This is a genomic window from Streptomyces sp. NPDC057950 (assembly GCF_042887295.1).
Classification (GTDB): Bacteria; Actinomycetota; Actinomycetes; order Streptomycetales; family Streptomycetaceae; genus Streptomyces; species Streptomyces kaempferi.
Genome location: NZ_JBHVPP010000017.1, coordinates 54,576 through 77,681, shown reverse-complemented (window position 1 = coordinate 77,681; position 23,106 = coordinate 54,576). Strand labels below are relative to the sequence as shown.

Annotated in this window: 17 protein-coding genes and 2 pseudogenes; 12 read left to right on the top strand and 7 right to left on the bottom strand. The window is 69.9% G+C overall.

Annotated elements, in window-relative coordinates:
* Window positions 1–39 precede the first annotated feature (39 nt).
* From ACFVTC_RS26605 to ACFVTC_RS26595, 3 genes are all read right to left on the bottom strand, one after another.
* Window positions 40–1,044, bottom strand: coding sequence for a cytochrome d ubiquinol oxidase subunit II (locus ACFVTC_RS26605; RefSeq protein ID WP_390131014.1), 1,005 nt, complete (start codon window positions 1,042–1,044; stop codon window positions 40–42).
* Window positions 1,041–2,387, bottom strand: coding sequence for a cytochrome ubiquinol oxidase subunit I (locus ACFVTC_RS26600; protein ID WP_390131013.1), 1,347 nt, complete (start codon window positions 2,385–2,387; stop codon window positions 1,041–1,043). Before ACFVTC_RS26600 ends, ACFVTC_RS26605 begins: the two co-directional genes overlap by 4 nt.
* A gap of 189 nt (window positions 2,388–2,576) precedes the next feature.
* A complete protein-coding gene (locus tag ACFVTC_RS26595; protein WP_390131011.1) occupies window positions 2,577–4,811 on the bottom strand; it encodes a SpoIIE family protein phosphatase in 2,235 nt (744 codons plus the stop codon).
* Window positions 4,812–5,288: 477 nt separating this feature from the next.
* Between ACFVTC_RS26595 and ACFVTC_RS26590 the strand changes: the two genes are divergently transcribed.
* Window positions 5,289–5,996 (top strand): YoaK family protein, encoded by a 708-nt coding sequence (locus ACFVTC_RS26590; protein ID WP_390131009.1) that lies wholly within the window; start codon window positions 5,289–5,291, stop codon window positions 5,994–5,996.
* A 191-nt stretch (window positions 5,997–6,187) separates the two neighbouring features.
* Window positions 6,188–8,536 (top strand): FdhF/YdeP family oxidoreductase, encoded by a 2,349-nt coding sequence (locus tag ACFVTC_RS26585; RefSeq protein ID WP_390131007.1) that lies wholly within the window; start codon window positions 6,188–6,190, stop codon window positions 8,534–8,536.
* A 55-nt stretch (window positions 8,537–8,591) separates the two neighbouring features.
* Here ACFVTC_RS26585 and ACFVTC_RS26580 read toward each other — a convergent pair whose 3' ends face one another.
* Window positions 8,592–9,083 (bottom strand): hypothetical protein, encoded by a 492-nt coding sequence (locus ACFVTC_RS26580; protein WP_390131005.1) that lies wholly within the window; start codon window positions 9,081–9,083, stop codon window positions 8,592–8,594.
* Between the two features lie 282 nt (window positions 9,084–9,365).
* Between ACFVTC_RS26580 and ACFVTC_RS26575 the strand changes: the two genes are divergently transcribed.
* Window positions 9,366–10,490, top strand: coding sequence for a hypothetical protein (locus ACFVTC_RS26575; protein WP_390131003.1), 1,125 nt, complete (start codon window positions 9,366–9,368; stop codon window positions 10,488–10,490).
* A gap of 924 nt (window positions 10,491–11,414) precedes the next feature.
* A complete protein-coding gene (locus ACFVTC_RS26570) occupies window positions 11,415–13,964 on the top strand; it encodes a discoidin domain-containing protein (protein ID WP_390131001.1) in 2,550 nt (849 codons plus the stop codon).
* A gap of 149 nt (window positions 13,965–14,113) precedes the next feature.
* Here ACFVTC_RS26570 and ACFVTC_RS26565 read toward each other — a convergent pair.
* Window positions 14,114–14,544, bottom strand: a pseudogene (locus tag ACFVTC_RS26565) (LuxR C-terminal-related transcriptional regulator); the annotation flags it as partial.
* A 13-nt stretch (window positions 14,545–14,557) separates the two neighbouring features.
* Here ACFVTC_RS26565 and ACFVTC_RS26560 point away from each other — a divergent pair.
* Together ACFVTC_RS26560 and ACFVTC_RS26555 are read left to right on the top strand one after the other, a co-directional pair.
* A pseudogene (locus ACFVTC_RS26560) lies at window positions 14,558–14,632 on the top strand (multicopper oxidase domain-containing protein); the annotation flags it as partial.
* A gap of 51 nt (window positions 14,633–14,683) precedes the next feature.
* Complete coding sequence (locus ACFVTC_RS26555) at window positions 14,684–15,019, top strand: hypothetical protein (protein ID WP_390130999.1); 336 nt, start codon at window positions 14,684–14,686, stop codon at window positions 15,017–15,019.
* 333 nt (window positions 15,020–15,352) lie between these two features.
* On the opposite strand, the gene ACFVTC_RS26550 is transcribed toward ACFVTC_RS26555, so the two are convergent.
* On the bottom strand, window positions 15,353–15,544 hold the full coding sequence (locus ACFVTC_RS26550; protein WP_030190387.1) for a hypothetical protein: 192 nt from the start codon (window positions 15,542–15,544) through the stop codon (window positions 15,353–15,355).
* A gap of 175 nt (window positions 15,545–15,719) precedes the next feature.
* On the opposite strand from ACFVTC_RS26550, the gene ACFVTC_RS26545 reads away from it, so the two are divergent.
* A complete protein-coding gene (locus tag ACFVTC_RS26545) occupies window positions 15,720–16,853 on the top strand; it encodes a glutathione-independent formaldehyde dehydrogenase (RefSeq protein ID WP_329294414.1) in 1,134 nt (377 codons plus the stop codon).
* Between the two features lie 290 nt (window positions 16,854–17,143).
* Window positions 17,144–17,866: an FAD binding domain-containing protein gene (locus ACFVTC_RS26540; RefSeq protein WP_390130997.1), complete on the top strand. Its 723-nt coding sequence runs from the start codon at window positions 17,144–17,146 to the stop codon at window positions 17,864–17,866.
* A gap of 36 nt (window positions 17,867–17,902) precedes the next feature.
* Here the strand turns inward: ACFVTC_RS26540 and ACFVTC_RS26535 are convergent, their stop codons facing one another.
* On the bottom strand, window positions 17,903–18,409 hold the full coding sequence (locus ACFVTC_RS26535; RefSeq protein WP_390130995.1) for a cupin domain-containing protein: 507 nt from the start codon (window positions 18,407–18,409) through the stop codon (window positions 17,903–17,905).
* 138 nt (window positions 18,410–18,547) lie between these two features.
* Between ACFVTC_RS26535 and ACFVTC_RS26530 the strand changes: the two genes are divergently transcribed.
* From ACFVTC_RS26530 to ACFVTC_RS26515, 4 genes are all read left to right on the top strand, one after another.
* Window positions 18,548–18,982, top strand: a complete 435-nt coding sequence (locus ACFVTC_RS26530) for an Rrf2 family transcriptional regulator (RefSeq protein WP_168532895.1) — start codon at window positions 18,548–18,550, stop codon at window positions 18,980–18,982.
* Window positions 18,979–19,878, top strand: a complete 900-nt coding sequence (locus tag ACFVTC_RS26525; protein WP_390130993.1) for a DsbA family protein — start codon at window positions 18,979–18,981, stop codon at window positions 19,876–19,878. The genes ACFVTC_RS26530 and ACFVTC_RS26525 overlap by 4 nt, the downstream gene beginning before the upstream one ends.
* 593 nt (window positions 19,879–20,471) lie before the next feature.
* Window positions 20,472–22,046 carry an ABC transporter substrate-binding protein gene (locus ACFVTC_RS26520; RefSeq protein WP_390130991.1) on the top strand — a complete coding sequence of 525 codons (1,575 nt, stop codon included), beginning with the start codon at window positions 20,472–20,474 and terminating at the stop codon, window positions 22,044–22,046.
* A gap of 31 nt (window positions 22,047–22,077) precedes the next feature.
* Window positions 22,078–23,106, top strand: coding sequence for an ABC transporter permease (locus ACFVTC_RS26515; RefSeq protein ID WP_390130989.1), 1,029 nt, complete (start codon window positions 22,078–22,080; stop codon window positions 23,104–23,106).

The following is a 23,106-nucleotide window of genomic DNA, read 5'->3' as shown; positions in this document are numbered from 1 at the left end:
CAGGACGTGACCTGGGACGAAGTGGCGTGGCGGGAGCGGTCAGGTGTGGGCGCGGAGTCTGCCCTGGCCGGACAGGCGGAAGAGCAGGATCAGGGACGGCAGGATGATCAGGGCCGCGACGCAGGCGACGCCGAGAAGAACGGCCAGCGTGGTGTCCGGAGCCGCGGCCTCGTGGATGCGCAGATGCGTGCCGAGCAGGAAGGGGTACTGGGCCACTCCCCAGCCGACGACCACGGCGGCGATGGCCAGCGCGGCGATCTCGCGTCGGCCGGTGCGTCGGCCCAGATGCGCCCCCGCCATGCCGACGATGCCGCAGAGCGCCGCGAGCACCATGAGCGGCAGCCCTCGGTGACCGAGCTGATGGAACAGCCGGGGTGCGTCGGTTCTGAGCACGAAGATCCCGGCGATGCTGACCACCCCTGCCACGGCTCCGGCCAGCAGGGCGCGGTCGCGGAAGTACCGCTCGAGGTCGGCGTCGTGGAGCCGGTGGGCCGCTGTGGCCAGGTAGAAGGCGGCGAGGTACGCGCAGCTGACGACGGCCAGGATGCCGCCGAGGACGGAGGTGGGGTTGAGCCAACTGGTGACGGCGTCGCCGTTGCCGCCGGAGGGCACACGGCCCGAGGCGATGCCGCCCGCGATGCTGCCGAAACAGTAGGGCGTCAGCACGGACGAGGCCGCGAACAGGGTGCCGTTGAGGCGCTGTTGGGGCGTCCGCGCGGAGACCTTGCGGAAGGCGAAGCCCGCGCCGCGCAGGACGATTCCCAGCGCGGCGAACATCAGGGGCAGATACAGGGTCGTGGTGATCGCGGCGAACGCGGCGGGGAAGCCGCTCCACAGCATGACGAGGCAGTAGATGAGCCAGGTGTGGTTGGCCTCCCATACCGGGCCGATCGACAGGTCGACCAGATGGCGGGCGTTCTTGCCGCGTTCGGCTCCCCCGGCCGTCAGGTCCCAGAAGCCGGCGCCGAAGTCCGCGCCGCCGAACAGCGCGTAGGCGACGACACCGACGAACATGACGAGGGCGACCACATCACTGAGATTCATCGCTCTTCTCCCGCCGTGCCGGACGTGGCGTAGGGCTGCTCGGGTCCGTAGGGGACGTAGACGGTCTCGTCGCCCGCCGTCCGCCAGCGCCGGGCCATGGCGCGCAGGACCAGGACGGCACCGGTGCCGACCGCCGCGTACAGCACGACGGTCGCCCCGAACAGCGGCCACAGATTGCCCTGCGTCGTCACGGCCTGCCTCGTCAGCAGCAGCCCGACCACGGTCCAGGGCTGACGGCCCACCTCGGTGACGACCCAGCCGCTCTCCAGGCAGACGACGGCGACGAGGCCGCTGAGAGCGGCGCCTCTCAGGAACCAGCGGTTGGTGGGCATCGTCCGTCCTCGCCACCACAGCCAGGCGAACCAGAGGACGAGACCGAGCATGAGGAAGGTGGTGCCGACCATCACGTCGAAGGCCAGGTGCACGATGGTGACACTGCGGTCGGTGGGCCGTACCTCGGGCGGAATGGCCTCCAGGCCCCTGATCTCGGTCGAGGGGGTGAAGCCGGCGAGGATCGACGCCATGTCCGGGACGGGAAGGCCGTACTTGACCTTGCCGTCGACGAGGAACCCGCCGAGGTTCTCCGGCACGTGGTCGCCGGTCGTGGGCAGGAGCTCGATCGCCGCGAATTTGGCGGGCTCTTCCTTGAACACCTCGCGTGCCACCGTGTCGCCGACGAAGATCTGCACCGGGATGGCCGCCGCCGCGACAAGGAAGCCGATGAGGAATCCGAGACGGTGGTGGCGGTCCTGGCGTCCCTTGAGCATGCCGGCGGCGTACACGCCGGCGACCGTGAAACCGGCCACGATGTAGGCGGCGAGGAGCATGTGCACGGTCTCGTACCAGAACGCTCCGTTGAAGAAGACGCGCAGCGGGCGTACGGCGGTGACGTGTCCGTCGCGCAGGGTGATCCCGCCGGGCTGGTTCATCCAGCTGTTGGCCGCGATGACGGCCGCCGCACCACCGAGGCTGGCCAGTACGACCGGGACTCCCGTCCAGAAATGGGCCCAGGGCGGAAGCCGGTTCCAGCCATAGAGGTAGATCGAGACGAAGATGGCTTCGAGGAAGAAAAAAAGGCCCTCCACCGCGAACGGCATTCCGAAGGCGGCTCCGTAGTCGCCCATCAGGCCGGGCCACAGGATGCCGAGTTCGAACGAGAGGACCGTACCGGTGATCGCCCCCACCGCGAAGAGCACCGCGGCCACCTTCGACCAGCGCCTGGCCAGCCGCAGGGCGTCGTTGTCGCCGTGGCGCAGGCCTCGGTAGTGCGCGATGAGCATGAGCGCGGTCAGGGCGACACCGAAAGGGACCAGGATGATGTGGAAGCCAAGAGTGAACGCCATCTGCTCCCTGGCGGGGAGCAGCTGCGATGGGTCTCCTGCGACCGCCAGGGCCTTGCTCACTGGATGCAACACCCGGTCCATGCTCGCCTGGTGACGGCTCATCAGGGATGTCCCGCGTGCGGCGCGGCGCGGGGCGCCACCCGGACGGGCTACGCGTTGCCCGCCGCGTGGCCGAGCGCGGCGCGGCCGTCAGGGCAGTGGCTCCTCGGTCCACACCGTCTTGCCGTCCTCGGTGTAGCGGGTGCCCCAACGGTCGGTGAGGGCGGCGACGATGAGCAGACCACGGCCGTCCTCGTCCTGGATGCGGGCGTGTCGCAGATGGGGGACGGTCGTGGCCCCGTCGGAGACCTCCAGGGTCAGCGACTGGTCCCGGATCAGCCGCACCGTGGCCGTGCCGGTGGCGTGGCGGATGACATTGGTGACGAGTTCACTGACGACCATCTCCGTCGTGAACGCGAGCGAGTCCAGTCCCCACCGCTCCAGTTGCCCACGCACCCGGTGCCGGCAGTCGGCGACGGCCGACGGCTCCGGGGGAAACCGCCATGAGGCGACGTGGTCCGGGGCGAGGCGGTGGGTGCGGACCGAGAGCAGGGCGACGCCGTCCGGCGGCGGTTCGCGCAACAGCCTGTACACGATGGCGTCGCAGGTGGCCTTGGGGTCGGTGGTCGGGCGGGCGCTGATCTCACGCAGCAAGGAGAGCCGTTGGTCGGCCTGGGGGCCGGTGCCCACCAGCGACGGGGAGTAGAACGTGAGCTGGCTCTCCGGCGCGAGAGGGATGTGGATGCTCTCGTAGCTGGCGTGGTTTCCCAGGGGCGGTCCGACGATCCGCTCGATGCTGTCCGGGGTCACCCCGTCCGCCGGGGTGATCAACGGTGGTGGCCAGCCGGCGCTGGCCATGGTGAGGTGCCCGTCCACGGGGTCGTAGACGGCGTACTGGCAACACGCGTGAGACGCCCCGCCGGACTCGGATGCGGGCCCTTCGCGGGCGACGCGCTGGGCGGCGTCGTCCAGGTGGGCCAGCAGTTCGTCGGGAGGCAGGTCCAGCGCGGCGAGTGTCGACACAGCCGTACGGAATCTCCCCACGGTGGCCGCCGCGGCCAGACCCTGATCGGGAATCCGGCCGATGACGAGACCGATGCGGGCGCTGGACAGTTCGATGACGTCGAACCAGAGGGCCTGGCCGGTTCCCGGCAGGTGCACGTAGCACGTGGTGACCGCGGAAGCCGTCGGCAGCACCTTGGGCAGCAGGCTGCGCTGAAGACTGATGGCCACGGTGTGCTCACGGATGTAGCGACGGCCGTTCTCCATGTGGATGGCCGCGTTGTTGCCCAACTCCGCGGCCAGCGGGACGTCGTCGGTCGTGAAGGGTTCAGGATGCCGGGGGCCGCGGTAGAAACAGGCGAGCCCCAGGACCCGGCCGTGCACGGCCAGCGGCGTGATGATCAGTGAGTGGATCCCCGCGCGTTGCAGCGCGCCGGCCCGCGCAGCGTCGTGCATCAGCCAGTCGGACGGCGTGGCGTGCGGGTCGACCAGGCGCGGCGCGAGATCGGCGAGCACCTGTGTGTAGGGGGTCGGGAACACGAATCGGCTCGGCTCGCCGACCGCGTAGACGCTCCTCATGTGGGCCAGGCCCTCGAACGCCGCCCGGCGCAGGGGGACATCGGCGTCGACGGGTGGCTCGGGAGGTTCGTCTCCGTGCAGTACGGAGTCGAGCAGGTCGACGGAGGCGACGTCCGCGAAGTCCCTGACGGCGACCGCGGCGAGTTCCTGGGCGGTACGGACGGGGTCGAGGGTGGTCCCGATCTTCCCGCGGGCCAGGGCGAGGAGTTCAGCCGCCGCCTGCGTCCGGGCCCGTTCGGTGACGTCGTGGATGACGGTGGCGATACCGACCGGGTCGTGGCAGACCCCGTGGAGAAGGTAGGCGGTCACGTGGTACGTGTGCGAGCCGCCTTCGCGGTCATGTCCTCGGATCTCCTGGCTGGCCGCGGGCAGACAGCCGGTGACGACCTGGTCGAGGAGCGGAACCAGGGGGAGGCCGGGGCCGAGGTCCGCCACCGGCCGATGGAGGACCTGATCGGCGGGCAGTCCACGTATCGCCAGGGCGGCGGGGTTGGATCTCAGCACGCGGAGGTTCAGGTCGTATATCTCGAGTCCCGCGACGGACTGCTCGAAGACGGAACCGATCGTGTCCTCGGCCCTGTGCCGGACGGCCCACACGTGGATGTCGCCGTCGTCCGTGTCCCGTCCCACCTCGAGGTTGAAGGCGCAGTGCGAGTCGGGTCCGAGCAGCCGGCCGAGGAGTTCTCCCACCGGGATGCCTTCGGCGTCGGTCGCCGACATTCCCGTCGCCTCGGCGGCCACCCGGGTCCAGTCGGTGACGCCGCCGTCCTCGGTGAGCGTGAACCACGTCTCGTGCGCCTGCATGCCCGCCTCCTCCAGCTCCCCAGGGCAGACAGTCCGTTGCGAACGGCGTTCGACCGCGTGGCCGGGAAGAGGGCCGGCCCCTCCATTCCCTTGCCCACGCCACTCCTTGAGGGCCGCAGGATGACTACCTTCCACCATGCCGCCGGGGGGCGACACCGGCAACTCAGTCACCAGGTGACGGGGGCAGGCCGACTCCGCGGACCCTGACGCGCTTCGGCGGGTTCCCGGCCGACGTGGGGCTCCGCCGCCTGCCGCGCGGTATGAGGACGACCCTCCGCCTTGCGACGCACCCCGTCTGACGCCGCGCGCTGATCCACCGGGGATCACGGGACAGCCTTTAGATTGATCGCGTCGAGGCTGTGGCGCAGCACCATCGGACGGGGGTGTGAGGGGCGTGGAAGTGGACTGTGCAGGGCCGCTCCGCCCGTCTCCGCCTCGGGTCCGTCCGCCCCTGTCGCAGCTGCGCGTCCCGCCGTCATGACGGGACCGAGCGCGACCGCCGGGCAGGAGTGGCCGGGACACGCGCGGACGGCTCAGTTCCTGTTGACGCTGGCGAGCGGTGCCGTCAACGCCATCAGCTTCCTCGCGCTGGGCGGGGTGTTCACGAGCGTCATGACGGCCAATTCCGCGCTGCTGGGGCTGGCACTGGGCAATGGGCACCTCTCACTGGCCAACCTCGCGGCGCTCGCCATCGCGGCGTACCTGGTGGGGGCTGCCGCCGGGAGCTGGATCACGGCCGCTGCGGGCCGCGTACCGCTCACCGGGGTGGCCGGAGCACTGCTTGCGGAGAGTGTGCTGTTGTGGGCGGTGTTCGCCTCCTGGCTGTTTCTGGGCGGCGCGCCGGGTACGACCGCCCGTGGGGTCCTGCTCGCCGCGGGCGCCATGTCGATGGGCTGCCAGAGCGGCAGCGTCCGCGTGGTGGCCGGCAGCGGTGTGACGACCGCCTACATCACCGGCGCCCTGACGGGACTCGTGGCTCAGGCCACGGTCGAAAGAAAGCTTCAGGGGCACAACGCGCTGGTCATCCTGCTGCTGCCGGTCGGTGCCGCGGTGGGTGGTGCGGCAGCGCGCTGGGCCCATCTCCTCGCGCCGGCGATTCCCGCCGTTCTGGTGACGGCCGCGCTGCTGGTGACCGTGGTACGGCGACGGCCGGCGCCCGACGACGGCCCGCTCCCCGACGCGTGATCCGGTGGTATCCGGTGATCTTCGCCCGCACGCCCGGCGCCCGGCGCCCGGCGCCACAGCGGCCATGGAGGATCGTCACGTCCGGCCACGCAGGACAATGCGGATATTCACCCATAACATGACATACCGGAGCCTTGAAATATCGGAGCCCGCGGAGCCCGCCCCTTTCCACCTATTGCAGGGTGATGGATATGACTGCCTCGGATGTGAACGAGTCGGCGCCTGCCGAACACGAGGAACCGCCCCGGACGCCCGACGGCGGCATGGGCCCGAGCACGGACAAGAAGCCGTCGCAGGTGCACTACCACCACCCCGCGGCCGGATGGGGCGCCGCCAAGAGCGTCACCCACGTCCTCATGAAGGAAAGAGCCCTGATCGACGGGCCTCGCGCGATCTTCAGGATGAACCACGAGAACACCGGTTTCGACTGTCCGGGGTGCGCCTGGCCGGACGACACCAAGGGGCTCAAGCTCGACATCTGCGAGAACGGCATCAAGCACGTCACCTGGGAGATGACCCCGAAGCGGGTCGGCGCGGACTTCTTCGCGGCCCACACGGTCTCGGAGCTCTCCACCTGGACGGACTTCGCTCTGGAGGACCAGGGCCGCCTCACCGAACCCCTCGTCTACGACGCCGACGCCGACCGTTACGTCCCCATCGACTGGCAGGATGCCTTCGAGCTGATCGGCCGCGAACTGCGAGCCCTGGACAGCCCGAACGAGGCGGCCTTCTACACCTCCGGCCGACTGGGCAACGAGGCCACCTTCCTGTACCAGCTCATGGCCCGCGAATTCGGCACCAACAACCTCCCCGACTGCTCGAACATGTGCCACGAAGCCTCCGGCCGCGCTCTGCAGGCCGCCCTCGGCACCGGCAAGGGGACCGCCGACCTCAAGGACTGGGAGACCGCGGACGCCCTGTTCATCATGGGCGTCAACGCCGCCTCCAACGCCCCTCGCATGCTGACCGCGCTGGCCGAGGCCTACCGGCGCGGCGCGCAGATCGTTCACATCAACCCGCTGGTGGAAGCGGCCGCCACCCGCACCATCGTGCCGCACGACATCACGGACATGGCCCTGTTCAAGTCGACGCGGACGAGCACGCTCAACCTTCAGGTCCGCGCGGGCGGCGACATGGCTCTGATGCGAGGCATCGCCAAGGCGGTCCTCGAGGAGTCCGAGCACGATCCCAAGGCCCTGGACCGTGAGTTCATCGACCGTCACACCCATGGCTTCGACGCGTACCGGGCGGTCTGCGAGGCCACGCCGTGGAAGGAACTGGAGCGCCAGTCCGGACTGTCCCGCGCCGAGATCCTGAAGGCGGCGGACGTCTACTCCCGCTCCGACCGCACCCTGATCAGCTGGTGCCTGGGCGTCTCCCAGCACGAACACGGCGTCGACACCATCCGCGAGATCGTCAACGTGCTGCTGCTCAGGGGCAATCTGGGCCGCGAGGGTGCCGGACCCTCCCCGGTGCGCGGCCACAGCAACGTCCAGGGCAACCGGACGTGCGGGATCGACCACCGGCCCACCGAGGCGTTCCTCCAACGCCTCGACGACGTCTGCGGGATCGACGCGCCGCGTCCGCACGGCCTGGACACCGTCGCCACGGTCGCGGGGATGCACACGGGAAAGGTGAAGGTGTTCGTCGGGATGGGAGGCAACTTCGCCCTGGCCGCCCCAGACACCCCCTACACCGCCGAGGGCCTCGCCCGCTGCGCCCTCACCGTGCACGTCAGCACCAAACTCAACCGCAGCCACCTCGTCCACGGTAAGAAGGCCCTCATCCTGCCGTGTCTGGGCCGCACCGAGAAGGACCACCAGCGTCACGGCACGCAGGCCACCTCCGTCGAGGACTCGATGAGCATGGTGCACCTCTCGGTGGGCATGAAGCGGCCGTCCTCGCGCGACCTGCTGTCCGAACCCGCCATCATCGCAGGCATGGCCCGTGCCACCCTCCCCGACAGCAGCACACCGTGGGAGCACTACATCGAGGACTACGACCGCATCCGCGACACCATGGCCCAAGTGCTGGACGGCTTCGAGGACTTCAACCGCCGGGTGCGGCTCCCCCTGGGCTTCCGCATCCGTCAGCCCGCCCGCGAACTCGTCTTCCTCACTCCCAGCGGACGCGCCGAGTTCTCGGCGGCCCCGCTGCCCGACGTCGTCCCCCAGGACGGCACCCTGATCCTGCAGACCATGCGCTCCCACGACCAGTGGAACACCACCATCTACTCCGACGACGACCGCTACCGGGGCATCAAGAACCTGCGCACGCTGGTCTTCATGAACCGGGCCGACATGCGCGCCCGGAACATCAAGGACGGAAGCCTCGTCGACATCACCGCCACGGCCAAGGACGGCACCCGGCGCACGCTCCACCAGTACCACGCACTGCCCTACGACGTGCCCCGCAGTTGCGCGGCCGGCTACATGCCGGAGATGAACGCCCTCATCGGGGCGAGCGACTACAGCGTCCAGAGCGACCAGCCGCTGATGAAGAGCCTCAAGGTGACGATCTCGCCGAGCCGGACGGACTGAGGCCGCCCCGCCGTCCCGTCCGCGGTGCCATGGCCGCGGTGCTGTCGTCGCTCCCTCAGCCGCGCCGACGGCCGGCCGTCGGCATCATCCGCACCAGGACCCCCACGGTCACCACGGCGTAGGCGAGGTGCGGGACGATGTCGGAGACCCAGTCGACGGCCGACCAGGTACGCGGGTCGGTGACCCGCAGAACCGTCATCGGACCATTGGTGGCGACGAGGGCTCCGGCGGCGGCCACCGCATAGTGGGTCGCGGGGGCCGGACGCCACCCGGCGGCGCGCGCGACACCGAGGAGCACTCCCATGCCGAGACCCGCGGCGTAGCCGGTCAGAGGGCCGAGGCCGGCCACCCGGTTGTCCTGCTTCTCACCTTCGCCCGGGATGGGGACGTGAAGCTCCTGCGAGAGCCTGCGCACGGTCACTTCCGGTGTGGAACTGGCGGGACGCCCGCGCAGCGCCATGTCGCAGTAGCTCACGGTGTCGAGCACCGTGGTTCCCGCGGCGCCCGCTGCGGCGCCGTACATCAGTCCGCGTGTCAGGCTCGTCATGAGGGACCTTTCGCCGGGCCCATTGAGGGTGAGGACACTCTTTAGACCCCCCTATCCCATTCAACACCCATACCCCGTTCCTCACCCGCGCCCCTCAGCGGCACCGGCGTGAGCAGCATCGACGGTCGCCGTCTGTTCATCCCCCGTTCCCCTCGGCGGAGCGTCCGGCGGCGTCCTGGAGGGCAGAGCAGGCGAAGCGGCTCGGGGCCGGACGGAAGTCCCGGTGGATCCACGAGCCGGAGGGACCACCAGAGAGCCGCGAGAGCGGCAAGGGGGCGAATGATGGAATTCACGAGAAGCGGACGGCTGCGCGCGAACGGAAGACGCCGGACGGGATGGGGTCTCGCCGCCGAGGCCGGGGCGGTCGTGTGGGCGGTCCTGGCGAACGGCCGGGACCGTGACCCGGCCTACTTCCTCATGGCCCTGGCCGCCCTGGGAGTCCTCACCGGGATCCGGGAACTGCGCCGCGCGGCGCGCCCGTTCAGCCTGCGCGTCGACGAGCAGGGCATCACGCTGGTCGACGGGGGTCTCGGCTGGGGACAGATCGAGGGCGTGGCTCTGCACTACAGGGCGGCGGTCAACGTGGACAGTGACGATGGCCCCACCGCTCCGCCGCCCCCGCGTCTCCACGTCTTTCCCACTGAGGGCGCGGAACTGCCGGGCCTGCCGGCATCCGTCACCGGCGGCCGGCGCTTCTACGACGTGGCCGACGCCGCCGAACTCGACCAAGGTCTGGATCAGTTGATCGAAGCCTTGACCCGGTACGCGGGCCCGCGCCTCGAAGCGGCCCCGCACGGGCTGCGCCGGGCGGTGGCACCCGGGCCCGTGACGCTGCAGGGCCCCGGCTTCGGGCCGCTGACCGATGCCGCCGCGTCCCCCCGGGCCGTGGAGCACCCCGCCGTCGCGGCACGTACCTTCACCGCACGTCGCCACACCGGCGCTCGGCTGCTGCTGGCGCTCGCCCTCGCCGTCGCCGGGACGGCCGCGACGGTCCCGCTGTTCACCGGCCATCTCCCCTGGGGACCCGAACCAGCCGCCGCGCTCGCGCCGTTGGGCGCGATGCTGGGGTGGTGTCTGAGTGTGCTGTCCTACCGCAGCTGGGTGCGGCCCCTGCGCCTGCGGATCGGACCGGACGGCCTGGCCGTACAGAGCGCCGACGTCCCTGAGGTGGCGATCGGCTGGGACCAGGTGGTGGCGGTCGCCGTGGCCCGCAGACCCGGCGCGACCGACAAGCACCTGTGGCTGTTGCTGTGGCCGGTCCCCGGCCTCGGTTTCGACCTGCCCCACGAATTGACCGACGGACACCGGGCCTACCCGCTCGTCGAGCTGCGCCGGCTGCGCGACGGCGACGAGGTGGAGCGGACGGCACGGTATTTCGCGGGTTCGCGCTACGCCGAACCGGCCTGACAGGACCTGCCCGCCGCCCACCCGTCGCGCACCCGCCCCGCCCTCCTCCGCCCTGCCCGGGACGGACGGAGGGGGAAGCGCCACCGTCCCGCGGCGCACGTCAAGGTTCCCGTGTGCCGACGTGTGCCGACGTGTGCCGACGTACAGCATTGGCCAGGCCGCGAGCATGCTGAGGGTACGTCCGGAGACCGCACGCCGCCGGGCGGACGGGGGCGGCTGCCCCCGGGCAGGGACGGGTCGGGGAACCGGGTGCTCGACGCGGGGCTCGCGCGGTTCGCCCAGCGGCGTGCGTCGGAGGGCGAGCGCGCCGAAGTCGGCGGGCCGCCCACGTCCGTGCCCGACGCGTTGACGGGTATCGTCACCGGGCTCGCGGTCGACGACGTCGTGGCACAGTTCGAGATCCAGGCCCGCCCGCCGCGAGTCTGGATTGACGGATCATCAGGAGCCGTGGAGGAACGGGTGGTTGCCGCCCCCTCCCCCGCTTGTGTTCATCTTCTGCACCCGGACGAGGGCGCCGAGGGGCGTCTCCTCGCACTCCCTGTCACGACAGAGGCCCGCAGCCGACAGAGCGGACGCCCTCCGAGGCGTCGCCATCGTCTTCAACTTCTGATCGCGGCCCTCTCCGCCGTCAGGCCATGCCGGGCACGTCCGGGCAGCTCACCCGGTACGGACCGTGCCGTCGGCATCCCCGTCGTCGTCGGAGCCTGTGAAGAAGACGCGTCCAAGGGGTTGCCCGCACATTGCCTCATGACTTAAATCAAAGCCTGAACTAAGCAGCTCTGTAAGCCATTTCGTCTCCTCCTGGCCCCTTCGGCCACAGCACGGATCTCGGTACGGAGGTCGCCCCGGCGTGCCCTGTTACGAGTCGTGCACGGCCTCGGGAGGCCCGCACGACCCGTCCCCTCCTTCGAACGGAGTGAACGCATGAGACTCAGATCCTTGGGGATCGCGCTCGCCGCAGCGGCGGCGCTCATCACCCTCCCCGCCCCATCGCCCGCTGCCGCGGCAGACACCCCCCTCTCCCAAGGCAGGACAGCCACCTCCTCCTCCGACGAGAACGCCGGAACACCCGCCGCGAACGCCGTCGACGGCAACACCGCGACCCGCTGGTCCTCGGCCGCCTCCGACACACAGTGGCTGCAGGTCGACCTCGGGGCAGCCGCCACCCTCAGCAAGGTCGTCCTCAACTGGGAGACGGCCTACGGCAAGGACTACAAGATCCAGGTCTCCGACAACGGGAGTTCCTGGACCGACATCAAGTCCGTCACCGGCGGCGACGGCGGCACCGACACCCTCGACGTGGCCGGCCACGGCCGCTACGTCCGGATGAGCGGCGTCACCCGGGCCACGCAGTACGGTTACTCGCTCTGGGAGTTCCAGGTCTTCGGCACCAGCGACACCGGCACTCCCCCCACCGGGAACTGCGGCACGGCCAACGCCGCCAAGGGCAAGCCGGCCACCGCCTCGTCCACGGAGAACGCCGGCACACCCGCCTCCAGCGCCTTCGACGACAACACCGGCACCCGCTGGTCGTCGGCCGCCGCGGATCCACAGTGGCTCCAGGTGGACCTGGGCTCGGTCCAGGACATCTGCAAGGTCGACCTCAACTGGGAGGCCGCGTACGGCAAGGAGTTCACCATCCAGTCCTCGGCCAACGGCCAGGACTGGACGACTCTGAAGTCCGTCACCAACGGGACCGGCGGCACGGCCTCGTACGACGTCAGCGGCTCGGGCCGCTACCTCCGCGTCAACGGGACTGTCCGCGGTACCGCCTACGGCTACTCGCTCTGGGAGGTCGCCGTCCACACCGAGTCCACCGGCACTCCGCCGGTCGAGGGCGGCGGGGACCTCGGTCCCAACGTCATCGTCGTGGATCCCAGCACCCCCAATCTGCAGGCCAAGTTCGACCAGGTCTTCGCCCAGCAGGAGTCCAGCCAGTTCGGTTCCGGCCGCTACCAGTTCCTGCTGAAGCCGGGCACGTACAACGGCATCAACGCGCAACTCGGCTTCTACACCTCGATCTCCGGGCTCGGACTCAACCCCGACGACACGCAGATCAACGGTGACATCACCGTGGACGCCGGCTGGTTCAACGGCAACGCCACGCAGAATTTCTGGCGTTCCGCGGAGAACCTGGCGATCAAGCCGGTCAACGGCACCGACCGCTGGGCCGTCGCCCAGGCCGCCCCGTTCCGCCGCATCCACGTCCAGGGCGGCCTCAACCTCGCCCCGAACGGATACGGCTGGGCGTCCGGCGGCTACATCGCCGACTCGAAGATCGACGGCACGGTCGGCCCGTACTCGCAGCAGCAGTGGTACACCCGTGACAGCTCGGTCGGCGGCTGGACGAACGGCGTCTGGAACATGACGTTCTCCGGTGTGCAGGGCGCGCCGGCGACCAACTTCGACAGCGGCCCGTACACCACCCTGGACAACACACCGGTCTCCCGCGAGAAGCCGTTCCTGTACATGGACAGCAACACCTACAAGGTGTTCGTGCCGGGCAAGCGGACCAACGCCCGCGGTGTGTCCTGGCCCGCCAACGCCGGGGGCACCTCGCTCCCGCTGGACCAGTTCTACGTCGTCAAGCCCGGCGCGACCGCCGCGACCATCAACACGGCGCTCGCCCAGGGCCTGAACCTCCTCTTCACGCCCGGCGTGTACCACCTCGACCAGACCATCAACGTGAACCGCGCCAACACCGTGGTGCTCGGGCTCGGACTCGCCACCATCGTTCCCGACAACGGGGTCGACGCCATGCACGTCGCCGACGTCGACGGCGTCCGGCTTGCCGGGTTCCTCATCGACGCGGGCTCGGCCCGGTCCGACACACTGCTGCAGATCGGCCCGGCGGGCAGTTCGGCCGACCACGCCGCCAACCCGACGACCATGCAGGACGTGTTCGTCCGCATCGGCGGCGCGGGTCCCGGCCTGGCCACCAACTCCGTGGTGGTCAACAGTGACGACGCCATCATCGACCACACCTGGCTCTGGCGCGCCGACCACGGCGCCGGGGTCGGCTGGGAGACGAACCGGGCCGACTACGGTCTGGTGGTGAACGGCGACGACGTCCTCACCACCGGTCTGTTCGTGGAGCACTTCAACAAGTACGACGTGCTCTGGAACGGCGAACGCGGCCGGACGATCTTCTTCCAGAACGAGAAGGCCTACGACGTGCCGAACGCGGCCGCCATCACCCATGACGGCATCGTCGGCTACGCCGCCTACAAGGTCGCGGACAGTGTCAACGTCCACGAGGCCTGGGGTCTGGGCAGCTACTGCAACTTCACGTCCGATCCGACGATCGTCCAGCAACACGGCTTCCAGGTCCCCGTCAAGACGGGCATCAAGATGCACGACATCCTGGTGATCTCGCTCGGCGGCAAGGGTCAGTACGCCCACGTCATCAACAACACGGGCGCACCCACCTCGGGGACGGACACCGTCCCGTCCAAGATCACTCAGTTCCCCTGACGGACCCTGGGGTCCGCTGAACACCTGACCGTAGGCCCGTGGTCCGCCCTGGTGGCGGCCACGGGCCCAAGGTGCTCACCGGGCCCGGACCACCGGTGCCGGGCCGGTTCGGAGACGGGGCCGACGCCGCATGGCGCCTCTCGTCGCGGTCACTGGACAGGAAGGTCGCCGGCCCGGACCAAGCCGCTTTGATGGGCGAGGACCTCGAGTTGGGCGCGGTCACGTGCGCCAAGGGCCATCATCGCCCGGTTGACATGCGTCTTGGCGGTCAGCGGGGAGACGTACGACCGCTCGCCGATCTCGTCGTTCGAGAACCCGGCGGCGACCAGTTTTCCATGGTCTCGCGCTCCCGCTCGGTGAGGCCGTCGAGCAGCACCGGGCAGGGCAGCGGTCCGGAGGTCGGCTCGTCGAGGAACCGGCCGATGAGACCGCGGGTGGCCTTCGGCGACAGCAGTGCCTCGCCGCCGGCCACCACGCGGACGGCTTCCTGGAGGTCCACGGGTTCGACGCTCCTACCGAGGAATCCGCCGGCGCCGGCGCGCAGGGCACGCAGGACGTTCTCGTCGAGTTCGAAGTTCGACGACTACGCCGGCCGGTACCTGCTGCACTGCCACAACCTCGAACACGAGGACATGGCGATGATGACGACCATCCGGACCGGCCGCTGAGGAGAACGTGAGCAGACGTTCGCGCACTCCATACTGCGCCAGCGCCGGTGGGTGATCGGTTTCCGGCTGGTCGTCGTGCCGGCCGGGGGCGCCGCGGCCGGGCGGCTGCCGGACCGCTTGTCGTCGGACTTCTCGCTGCCCGGCCAGGAGGGTTCCGAGACCCGGGCCGCGCCGGCCCGCACCTACGGCGTCTCGGCCGATCTGGGTTGTCTGCCGGTGCTCGCCGTACCGGCGGGCCGCACCACCGCCCGCGCGGACGTCACCGCCGTCGCGCGGCGACTGCGCGCGCTGGGCGGCGTCCAGGTGCTCGACCAGGACAGCACCGGCGACCCGGGCTTCCCCACCGAGGACGGGCACAGTACGTTCTTTGTCTTCTACGGACCGTAGTCGGAGGGCTTCCACGACCCGCTCACGGACTCCGTAGACCGTCCGGTCCGCGCGGCGGCACGGGAGCGGGGCCTGACGGCCGCCGTCACCGGCTACAGCCGGCTTTCCGCGGGCGACGACACCGGCGGGGACAAGGGACTCAGCGTGCCGGGCGAAGCGGTCGTCGCGACGGTGGCGACGGCGGGACGAGGGCCCGCACCAGGTGTCCGCGGGCGCGGTGGGGAGCTGAGGGTGCTCCGCCGGGGTCCGCGTGAGTGCGGTGGCACACGATGGGAACGGGCACCCGGGCGACGCGGGGATGTCAGCGGACGGTGCTGTCGGCGGTGGCCGGGATCAGCGGTCGGCGATGTCCTCGCGGAGACCGTCGGAGAATTCCCACCACGACAGAGGCAGCCAGTCACCGTTGACGAAGGCGTCGACCGTGGCGCCTCGACCGCGGACAGTCACGGTCGTCCCGGGCGGGTACGTGGTGCCGGACAGTCCGGGTACGGGGACAAGCAGGGTTCCGAGTCTCTGTGCTGACACCTTTCGCTCTCCCTTTCCATTCTCTCGCTACGGCAGCGGAATGCCATTCATGCCGACATTACCGGCTTGTCCGATCGGACAGACCGGACAATCATGAGAGATGGGTCACGCGATGAAAGCGGCGAGGCGGCGGGGGTGACAACCGGACGCGTAATTCCCGACGGAGGTGACAGCCATGAAGGCCGTTGTGTACAAGGGACCGTTCACCGTGGCGGTCGAAGAGGTTGAAAGGCCCAGCATCCAACACCCGAACGACGCGATCGTACGCATCACCTCCACCGCGATATGCGGCTCGGACCTGCATATGTACGAGGGTCGCACCGCTGCCGAACCCGGCATCGTCTTCGGCCACGAGAACATGGGAATCATCGAGGAGATCGGCCAAGGCGTCACCGCGCTCAAGAAGGGCGACCGCGTGGTCATGCCCTTCAACGTCGCCTGTGGTTTCTGTACCAACTGCGTCGAGGGATTCACGGGATACTGTCTCACCGTCAATCCCGGTTTCGCGGGCGGCGCTTACGGCTATGTCGCCATGGGCCCGTACAAGGGCGGTCAGGCCGACTATCTACGCGTCCCCTACGCCGACTTCAACTGCCTGAAGCTCCCGCCGGGAGAGGAACACGAGAACGACTTCATCCTGCTCGCCGACATCTTCCCCACCGGCTACCACGGCTGTGAACTCGCACAGGTCCGGCCCGGCGAGAGCGTCGCGGTGTACGGCGGAGGACCGGTCGGACTCATGGCCGCCTACTCGGCACTGATACGTGGCGCGAAGAAGGTCTTCGTCGTGGACCGCATCGCCGAACGGCTGCAGAAGGCCGAGGAGATGGGCGCGGTTCCGATCAACTTCGCCGAGGGCGACCCGGTCGAGCAGATCAAGGACCAGACCGAGGGCATCGGTACCGACAAGGGCGTGGACGCCGTCGGTTACCAGGCCACGGCGCACGGCACGGAACGCGAGGAGCCGGCGACCGTCCTCAACTCGCTCGTGGGGACGGTCCGGGCGACCGGAGCGGTCGGCGTACCCGGGCTCTATGTCCCGTCCGACCCCGGCGGCCCGGACGAGCAGGCCAAACACGGCATGCTCCTCGTGGCGATCGGCAAGCTCTTCGAGAAGGGGCTGAGGATCGGGACGGGTCAGTGCAACGTGAAGCGCTACAACCGCTTCCTGCGCGACATGATCATCGAGGGCCGGGCGAAGCCCAGCTTCGTCGTCTCCCATGAAATGCCCTTGGATCAGGCGCCGTCGGCGTACGACAAGTTCGACAAGCGGATCGAGGGCTACACGAAGGTCGTCCTCCACCCGTAGTCCCTGCACACCGGCAGGACCCGTCCGCACGGAAGGAAAAGAGGCTGGAGCCGCAGTTGGTCAAGCGGCTCCGGCCTCTGGGCGTGGTGCCCGCGAACGTGCCGCACCGGCCGTCCGGGGAGACGGCCGGACCCGCCGTTGGCCTGTGGGCGAGAAGCGCGCGAGGTGAAACGATGAGCCCTGCATGCGCCCCCGCATCCGTGGGGAGAATGCGCAGATGCCGGCGCTCGTACGACTGGGCTGCCGCGTTCCACCGTCGCCAACTCCCCAGGAAAGCAGGGTCGGCTGCCATGCTGCTGCGTCTGCCCACGTCCGTGTCCGAAGCACAGGAGTGCATGGCCGAGGGGGCGGAGCCGATAGGCGGCGCGACACTGGTCTGGGCCGCCTGGCAGCGGGACGGCTTCCCCGAACGGGCCATGTCCCTGCGCAACCTGCCGGAGGCCAACGCGATCGGGCCCGGGTCACTGGGTTCCGCCGTGGTCCTGAACCGGATCGACGACCGCGTGCCAGAGGTGTTGCGGCGGGCGGCGGGCTCGGTGGGCACGGGAGCCGTGCGCCGGACGGCCACGGTGGGAGGCAACCTCGTCGGCAGCACGCTGCGCTGTCTGCTGCCCGCGGCACTCGTGCTGGACGCCGGTGCGACGGTGCTGGAACCGGACAGGGTCTACGAGACCGACCTGGCCGAGGTGATCGCCAAGCGCCATCTCCTGCTCAGCCTCCACTGGCGTGAACCCAGGGTCAGCGGCTACCACAAGGTGTCCGGCGATGCGGGCGGACCGCCGCCCCTCGTCGTCGCCACCGCCGTGCACGCCGACGACGACGGACGCCACCGCCTACGGGTCGCGGTCCGGGACGGCTACGAGGTCCTCTGCGAGAGCGTCGAGTGCGGCACGGACTCCGCGCAGGTGCTCCACACCCTGGACCGTACGGACATCGGCGCACTCCACTCCACGGCTTCGGAGTTGGTGCGCGAACAGGTCACGGCCGTCCTGGCCCGCGTCGGCGACCGGTGATTCGGAGCCGCCGACCGGCCACGGACGGACGGGAGTTCACGTCTCGTCGGCCGGAGGCACGTACAGGTGGGGAAGGTTGACCACGATCGCCTCCTGGGTGCTGCGGGCGATCACGACCACCGCTTCGTCGTCGGGGTCCGGGTTCTCCTCCCGGTGCGGTACGAACGGAGGGACGAAGATGTAGTCGCCCGGGGAGGTCCGCAGGCGCACCTCCTCCGGCTCGCTTCCCGAGTCGTCGAGGAAGACGAACTCGGGGTGTCCGCTCACCACGTAGATGGCGGTCTCGGACTCTCCGTGATGGTGGTCGGAGGAGGAGGTGGCGGGTGCCACGTGGGTCTGGCCCATCCACAGCTTCTCGGAACCCACGTTCCTCCCGCTGACGGCCGCGAACCTGCGCATGCCGCCGCTCTGCGCGGTGTCACCGTCCAGGGAGTCGGACCGGATGTGGTGCAGGCGGGTGCGCAGCGGTGCCGCCGGGCGGCCCGCGGTGTCGTGGAGATGAGGGTGAAAGCCTTCACCAGGGGTCGTCGACGGCTCGCTCATGGCCGGGACGCTAGGGCGGTCCCGAAATGGATGTCAAGAGGTGTCCATTGCCGTTCACCTGCGGCAACGTTCCCGCAATGTAGGGCGTGAGCCGGTCGGCGCCCCTCGCGCCGCAGGCTCCTCGGGCATGATGTGCGCATGCATATTTCCGCGAAGGCGGACTACGCCATGCGGGCGCTGCTGGAGCTCGCCCGTGAACCCGCCCGTCCGCTCACCTGCGAGGCCATCGCCTCTTCGCAGGAGATCCCCTTCCGGTTCCTGAAGTCCGTGGTGGGCGAACTGCGCAGAGCGGGCCTGGTACGCAGCCAGCGTGGCTGCGAAGGCGGCTACTGGCTCGGCAGGCCCGCCGAGGAGATCACCCTGCTGGACGTCGCGCGTGCCGTGGACGGCGAGTTGATCACCCTGCGCGGCGCGCCGCTGGACGGCCTCGACTATCCCGGTCCGGCGGCGGCGCTGCCGGGGGTGTGGCGCGAGGTCGAAGCGGGTGCGGCGGCGGTCCTGGGCGGGGTGACACTGAGGTCGTTGCTGCCTGGGGCAGCGGCCGGAGGGCTGGCCCGGACGGGCGCCGCGTGACCGGCTCGCCGGCGCCGCCGACGCTCGAAGTGGTCGAGTACACCGACCCGTTGTGCCCCTGGGCCTGGGGATCGGAGCCCGTCTTCCGCAAGTTGCGAGCGGCGCTGGCCGGCCGGGTGCGCTGGCGGCGGGTGTACGCGATCCTCTTCGACCAGGACGACGACCCGCCGCCCGACCCGGCGGCGGAGACCGCCTGGTACGCGCGCTACGTCGAGGAGATCAGCGCGCACAGCCGTGCCCCCCACGCCCTGCGGCTCAGCCGTGTGGCGGCCAGTTCCTGGCCGTCCTCCCTGGTCGCCAAGGCCGCCGAACTCCAGGGCCATGACGTGGCCGACCGGGTGTTGCGACGGCTGCGGGAGACGGTCTTCGTGCTCGGTGAACCGGCGGACACCGCCGCGCTGGCGCTGTCCGCGGTGCGGGGCACGCCGGGGCTCGACCTGCGGCGGCTGACGGCCGACGCCGCGTCGGAGACGGTGCTGGACCAGGTGCGCGCCGACCGGGCGGAGGCCCGGCGGCCCGTCTCCGAGGTGCTGGCGCCGGGGGGCGGATCACCGCATCCCGGCGCGGCCAAGGAGACCGCCGACGGCGGGCGCCGCTACGCACTGCCGACCCTGCTGGTCCGGTCTCCCGCGGGGTGTCGCGCGGTGCCCGGCTGGCGGCCCTTCGAGGAGTACGCGGCGGCCTTCGACGCGCTCCGTCCCGGACTGCTGGGGGTCTGCGCACCGCTCTCCCCGGCGGACGCGCTGGAGCGCTACCGGAGCCTGACGGATCCCGAGCGGCGGCAGCTCACGGACGGTGCGTGGCCGCCTGCGCACGCCGTGCGGGTGGACACCGGCAACGGTCCCCTGTGGCTGCACCCCGACGAGGCCGCGGTGCATCCCGCCACCGGCCGCTGACCACCTCGCCCGGCCCGGCAGGTCTCTGATCTGCGATCAGTGACCGTCCCGCCGAATGAGACACCAATTGGTGTCCATTGACAGCCGGTCGAGACTGCCCCCAGGATGTGCAACATGCTCACGACGCACCCCGGTGTGGTGTGCCGCTACGTGGACCTGCGGCGCACCAGCAGCGCACTCTGTCGCTGACCTTTCGCCGCCCCCGGCCCGCAGGCGCCTGACCGCCGCTCTCGGCACCAGCCGCCCGCCACTCGCCCGAGCCGCGTCCGTCCCCCCGCGTCCGCGCCTCCACCTCAGCGCCTCCGTGCACCGTCGCACGCCCTCTCCGTCTCCAGGGCCGTCACCGTGGGCCCCCGACATTCCCTGCCCTGAGCGCCGTGCACCCAATATGCGCGGTCGCCTCCCCCGGCATGCCCAGCCGGGTCCCGGTCGACGGTGCGTACGGGCATCGAGCAGGGCCTCGAGCCCCGCTCCTTCGCCTCCGCTCCTTTCTCCGCACCTTCTTCTCCTCCTGCTCGCTGCCTCCGCTCCGCCCGTCGCGCACCGCTCCTCCTGCCGCGACGCAGGCCGGGGCCCACCACAGGAAGAAAACGATGCCCGCCCAACTCACCACCCAGCACCGCAGACTGGCCCTCCCTTCCTCCCGGCGGTCCCGTGGCCCGCGGGCCGCCGTCCTCGCCACCGCCTTCGTCGCACTGCTCGCACCCTCCCTCAGCGCGTGCGGCGGTGACACCGCCGCCGCGGGTGGCGGTGCCACGTTGAAGTGGACGTCCTCGTACTTCCCGGCCCACTGGGACCCGGTGGTCGGGGGCAGCGGCGCCCAGTTCCGCGAACTCGCGCTGACTTACGCCTCGTTGACCCGGACGGACGAGACGGGCAAGGCCGTTCCGGACCTCGCCAGGAGCTGGGAGTACAACGGGAAGGGTGACGAGATCACCTTTCATCTGCGCCCCGGCCTGAAGTTCAGTGACGGTCAACCGGTCGATGCCGCCGCCGTCAAGGCGGCCATCGAACGGGCCCAGAAGCAGAAGAACTCCGCGCTCTTCGGCGACCTGACCTCCATCAAGTCGGTGGACGCCGAAGGACTGAACGCGGTCCTGCATCTGACCCAGGTCGACTACCAGATCCCTCAATTGCTCGGTGAGCGTGTCCTGCAGATCGCCAGTCCCCGAGCGGCGAAGAACCCCGGGAAACTGGACCAGAACCCGGTCGGCGCCGGTCCGTTCACCGTCACCCAGTTGATCCCGGGGACCAAGGCGGTCCTCAAGAAGAACCCGGACTACTGGGACGCGAAGAACATCCACATCGACAACGTCGAGCTGACCTCCGCTCCGGACGCCTCCACGGTCGTCTCCGGTCTGCAGACCGGCGTCTACAACTTCGCCGACCTCGACCCGAGTCAGGCGTCCGCCGCCAAGAAGGCCGGCCTCGACGTCTTCGTACAGCCGGGCTTCAACGCCTCGAACCTCAGCCTGAACATCAACAAGGCGCCCTTCGACAACGACAAGGTCGTCGACGCCGTCCGTTACGCGATCAACCGTCAGGAGTTCGTGGACAAGCTGACGTTCGGCTACGGCGAGGTCACCGACCAGCCGTTCCCCAAGGGTTACGTGGCCTACGACCCGAAGTCCGAGGCCGACTACCCCTACGATCCGGCGAAGTCGAAGAAGCTGCTCTCCGAGGCCGGCTACAAGGCGGGCGACATCAAGCTCGACCTGGTGATCCCCGCGGACGACCCGCAGGCCGAGATCGTCCAGTCGCAGTTGGCCAAGGTCGGCATCACCGTCACCATCAAGGTCGACAAGAACTGGGCCACCCCGTTCTTCGCGAAGAACCTGAAGTTCTCGCTGTACGGGACCACCGGCCGTGACTCCGCCGCGCAGACCCTGACCGCCCACTTCGGTCCCAACGGCCCGCTGAACCTCAGTTCACCGTACGAGCCCGCCGGTTTCGAGGCCGCCATCGCGAAGGTCCGCCAGACTCCGTTGGACGCGCCGGACTACGCCAAGGTGCTGCAGGCGGCGACCCGGGCGGGGCTGCGGAGCAGGGCCCTCGTCTTCACGTACTCGCAGCCGAACCTCATCGCCAAGAGCAAGGCGATCTCGGACCTGCCGAAGAACCCGGCCCACATCGACTGGACCGGCGTGACCATCTCCAGCGGCAACTGACCTCAGTCCACTACAGAGAGGGGGCAACTCCATGACGACGACAGCGGTACAGACCGCGCCCGCCCTGCGTCGCGGGGTCGCCGTGACCAGGGTGCGGCACACGCTGGGCCGTGTCCTGGTCGCCCTCGCCCGGTCGATCGCGATCTTCGTGCCCGTCTTCCTGGTCGCGACGTTCGTGACGTTCGCGCTACGGTCGCTGAGCGGACTCAGCCCGGCGCGGATCCAGCTGGGCGAAGAGGCGACTCCCGAGGCGATCCACCGGGTCGAGTCCCAGTGGGGGCTGGACCGGCCCTTCCTGGTCCAGTACTGGGACTGGTTCAGCGGTGTCCTGCACGGACAGCTCGGCACCAGCTGGACCAACGGGGCCGACATCTCCACGCTCATCGGCCTGGGCCTTGAAGTGAGCCTTTCCGTCGCGACGTTCGCGCTCGTCATCGGCGTACTCCTCGGCTTCGTCCTGGGTACGGTGGCGGCGCTGCGGCGCACCACCTGGGTCGACCGCGCGATCACGGGCTTCGTCACCGTCATCTCGGTGATGCCGGCCTTCGTCGTCGGCATCGTGCTCGTGGCGGTCTTCGCGGTCGGGCTCCATGTGTTCCCCTCCGCCGGCTACATCCCGGCCCGGCAGGGAATCGGCCCGTGGCTCGCGCACATCACCCTCCCGGCGATCGCGCTGAGCTTCGACGTAGTCGCCGACGTCGCCCGCCAGTTGCGCGGCAGTCTCGTCGCGGCCTACCGGGAGAACTACGTGACGGGCGCGGTGGTACGCGGACTTAGCCCACGCCGGATCTTCCTCGTGCACGTGCTGCGCAACGGCATCGGGCCGGCGCTCGCCACCCTCGGTCTGAAGTTCCCCGCGCTCGTCGGGGCCTCCGTCGTCACCGAGTGGATCTTCGGCCTGCAGGGCTTCGGCAGGTTCGCCAACGACTCCGCGCAGGCCGGCGACGTACCGGCCGTGCAGGGCGTCCTGGTGGTGTCGATCGTCCTGGTCGTCCTGTTCAACCTGATCGTCAACCTGGTGCTGGCGCGCGTGACGCCGGCGTCCCAGCGGGGGGTATGA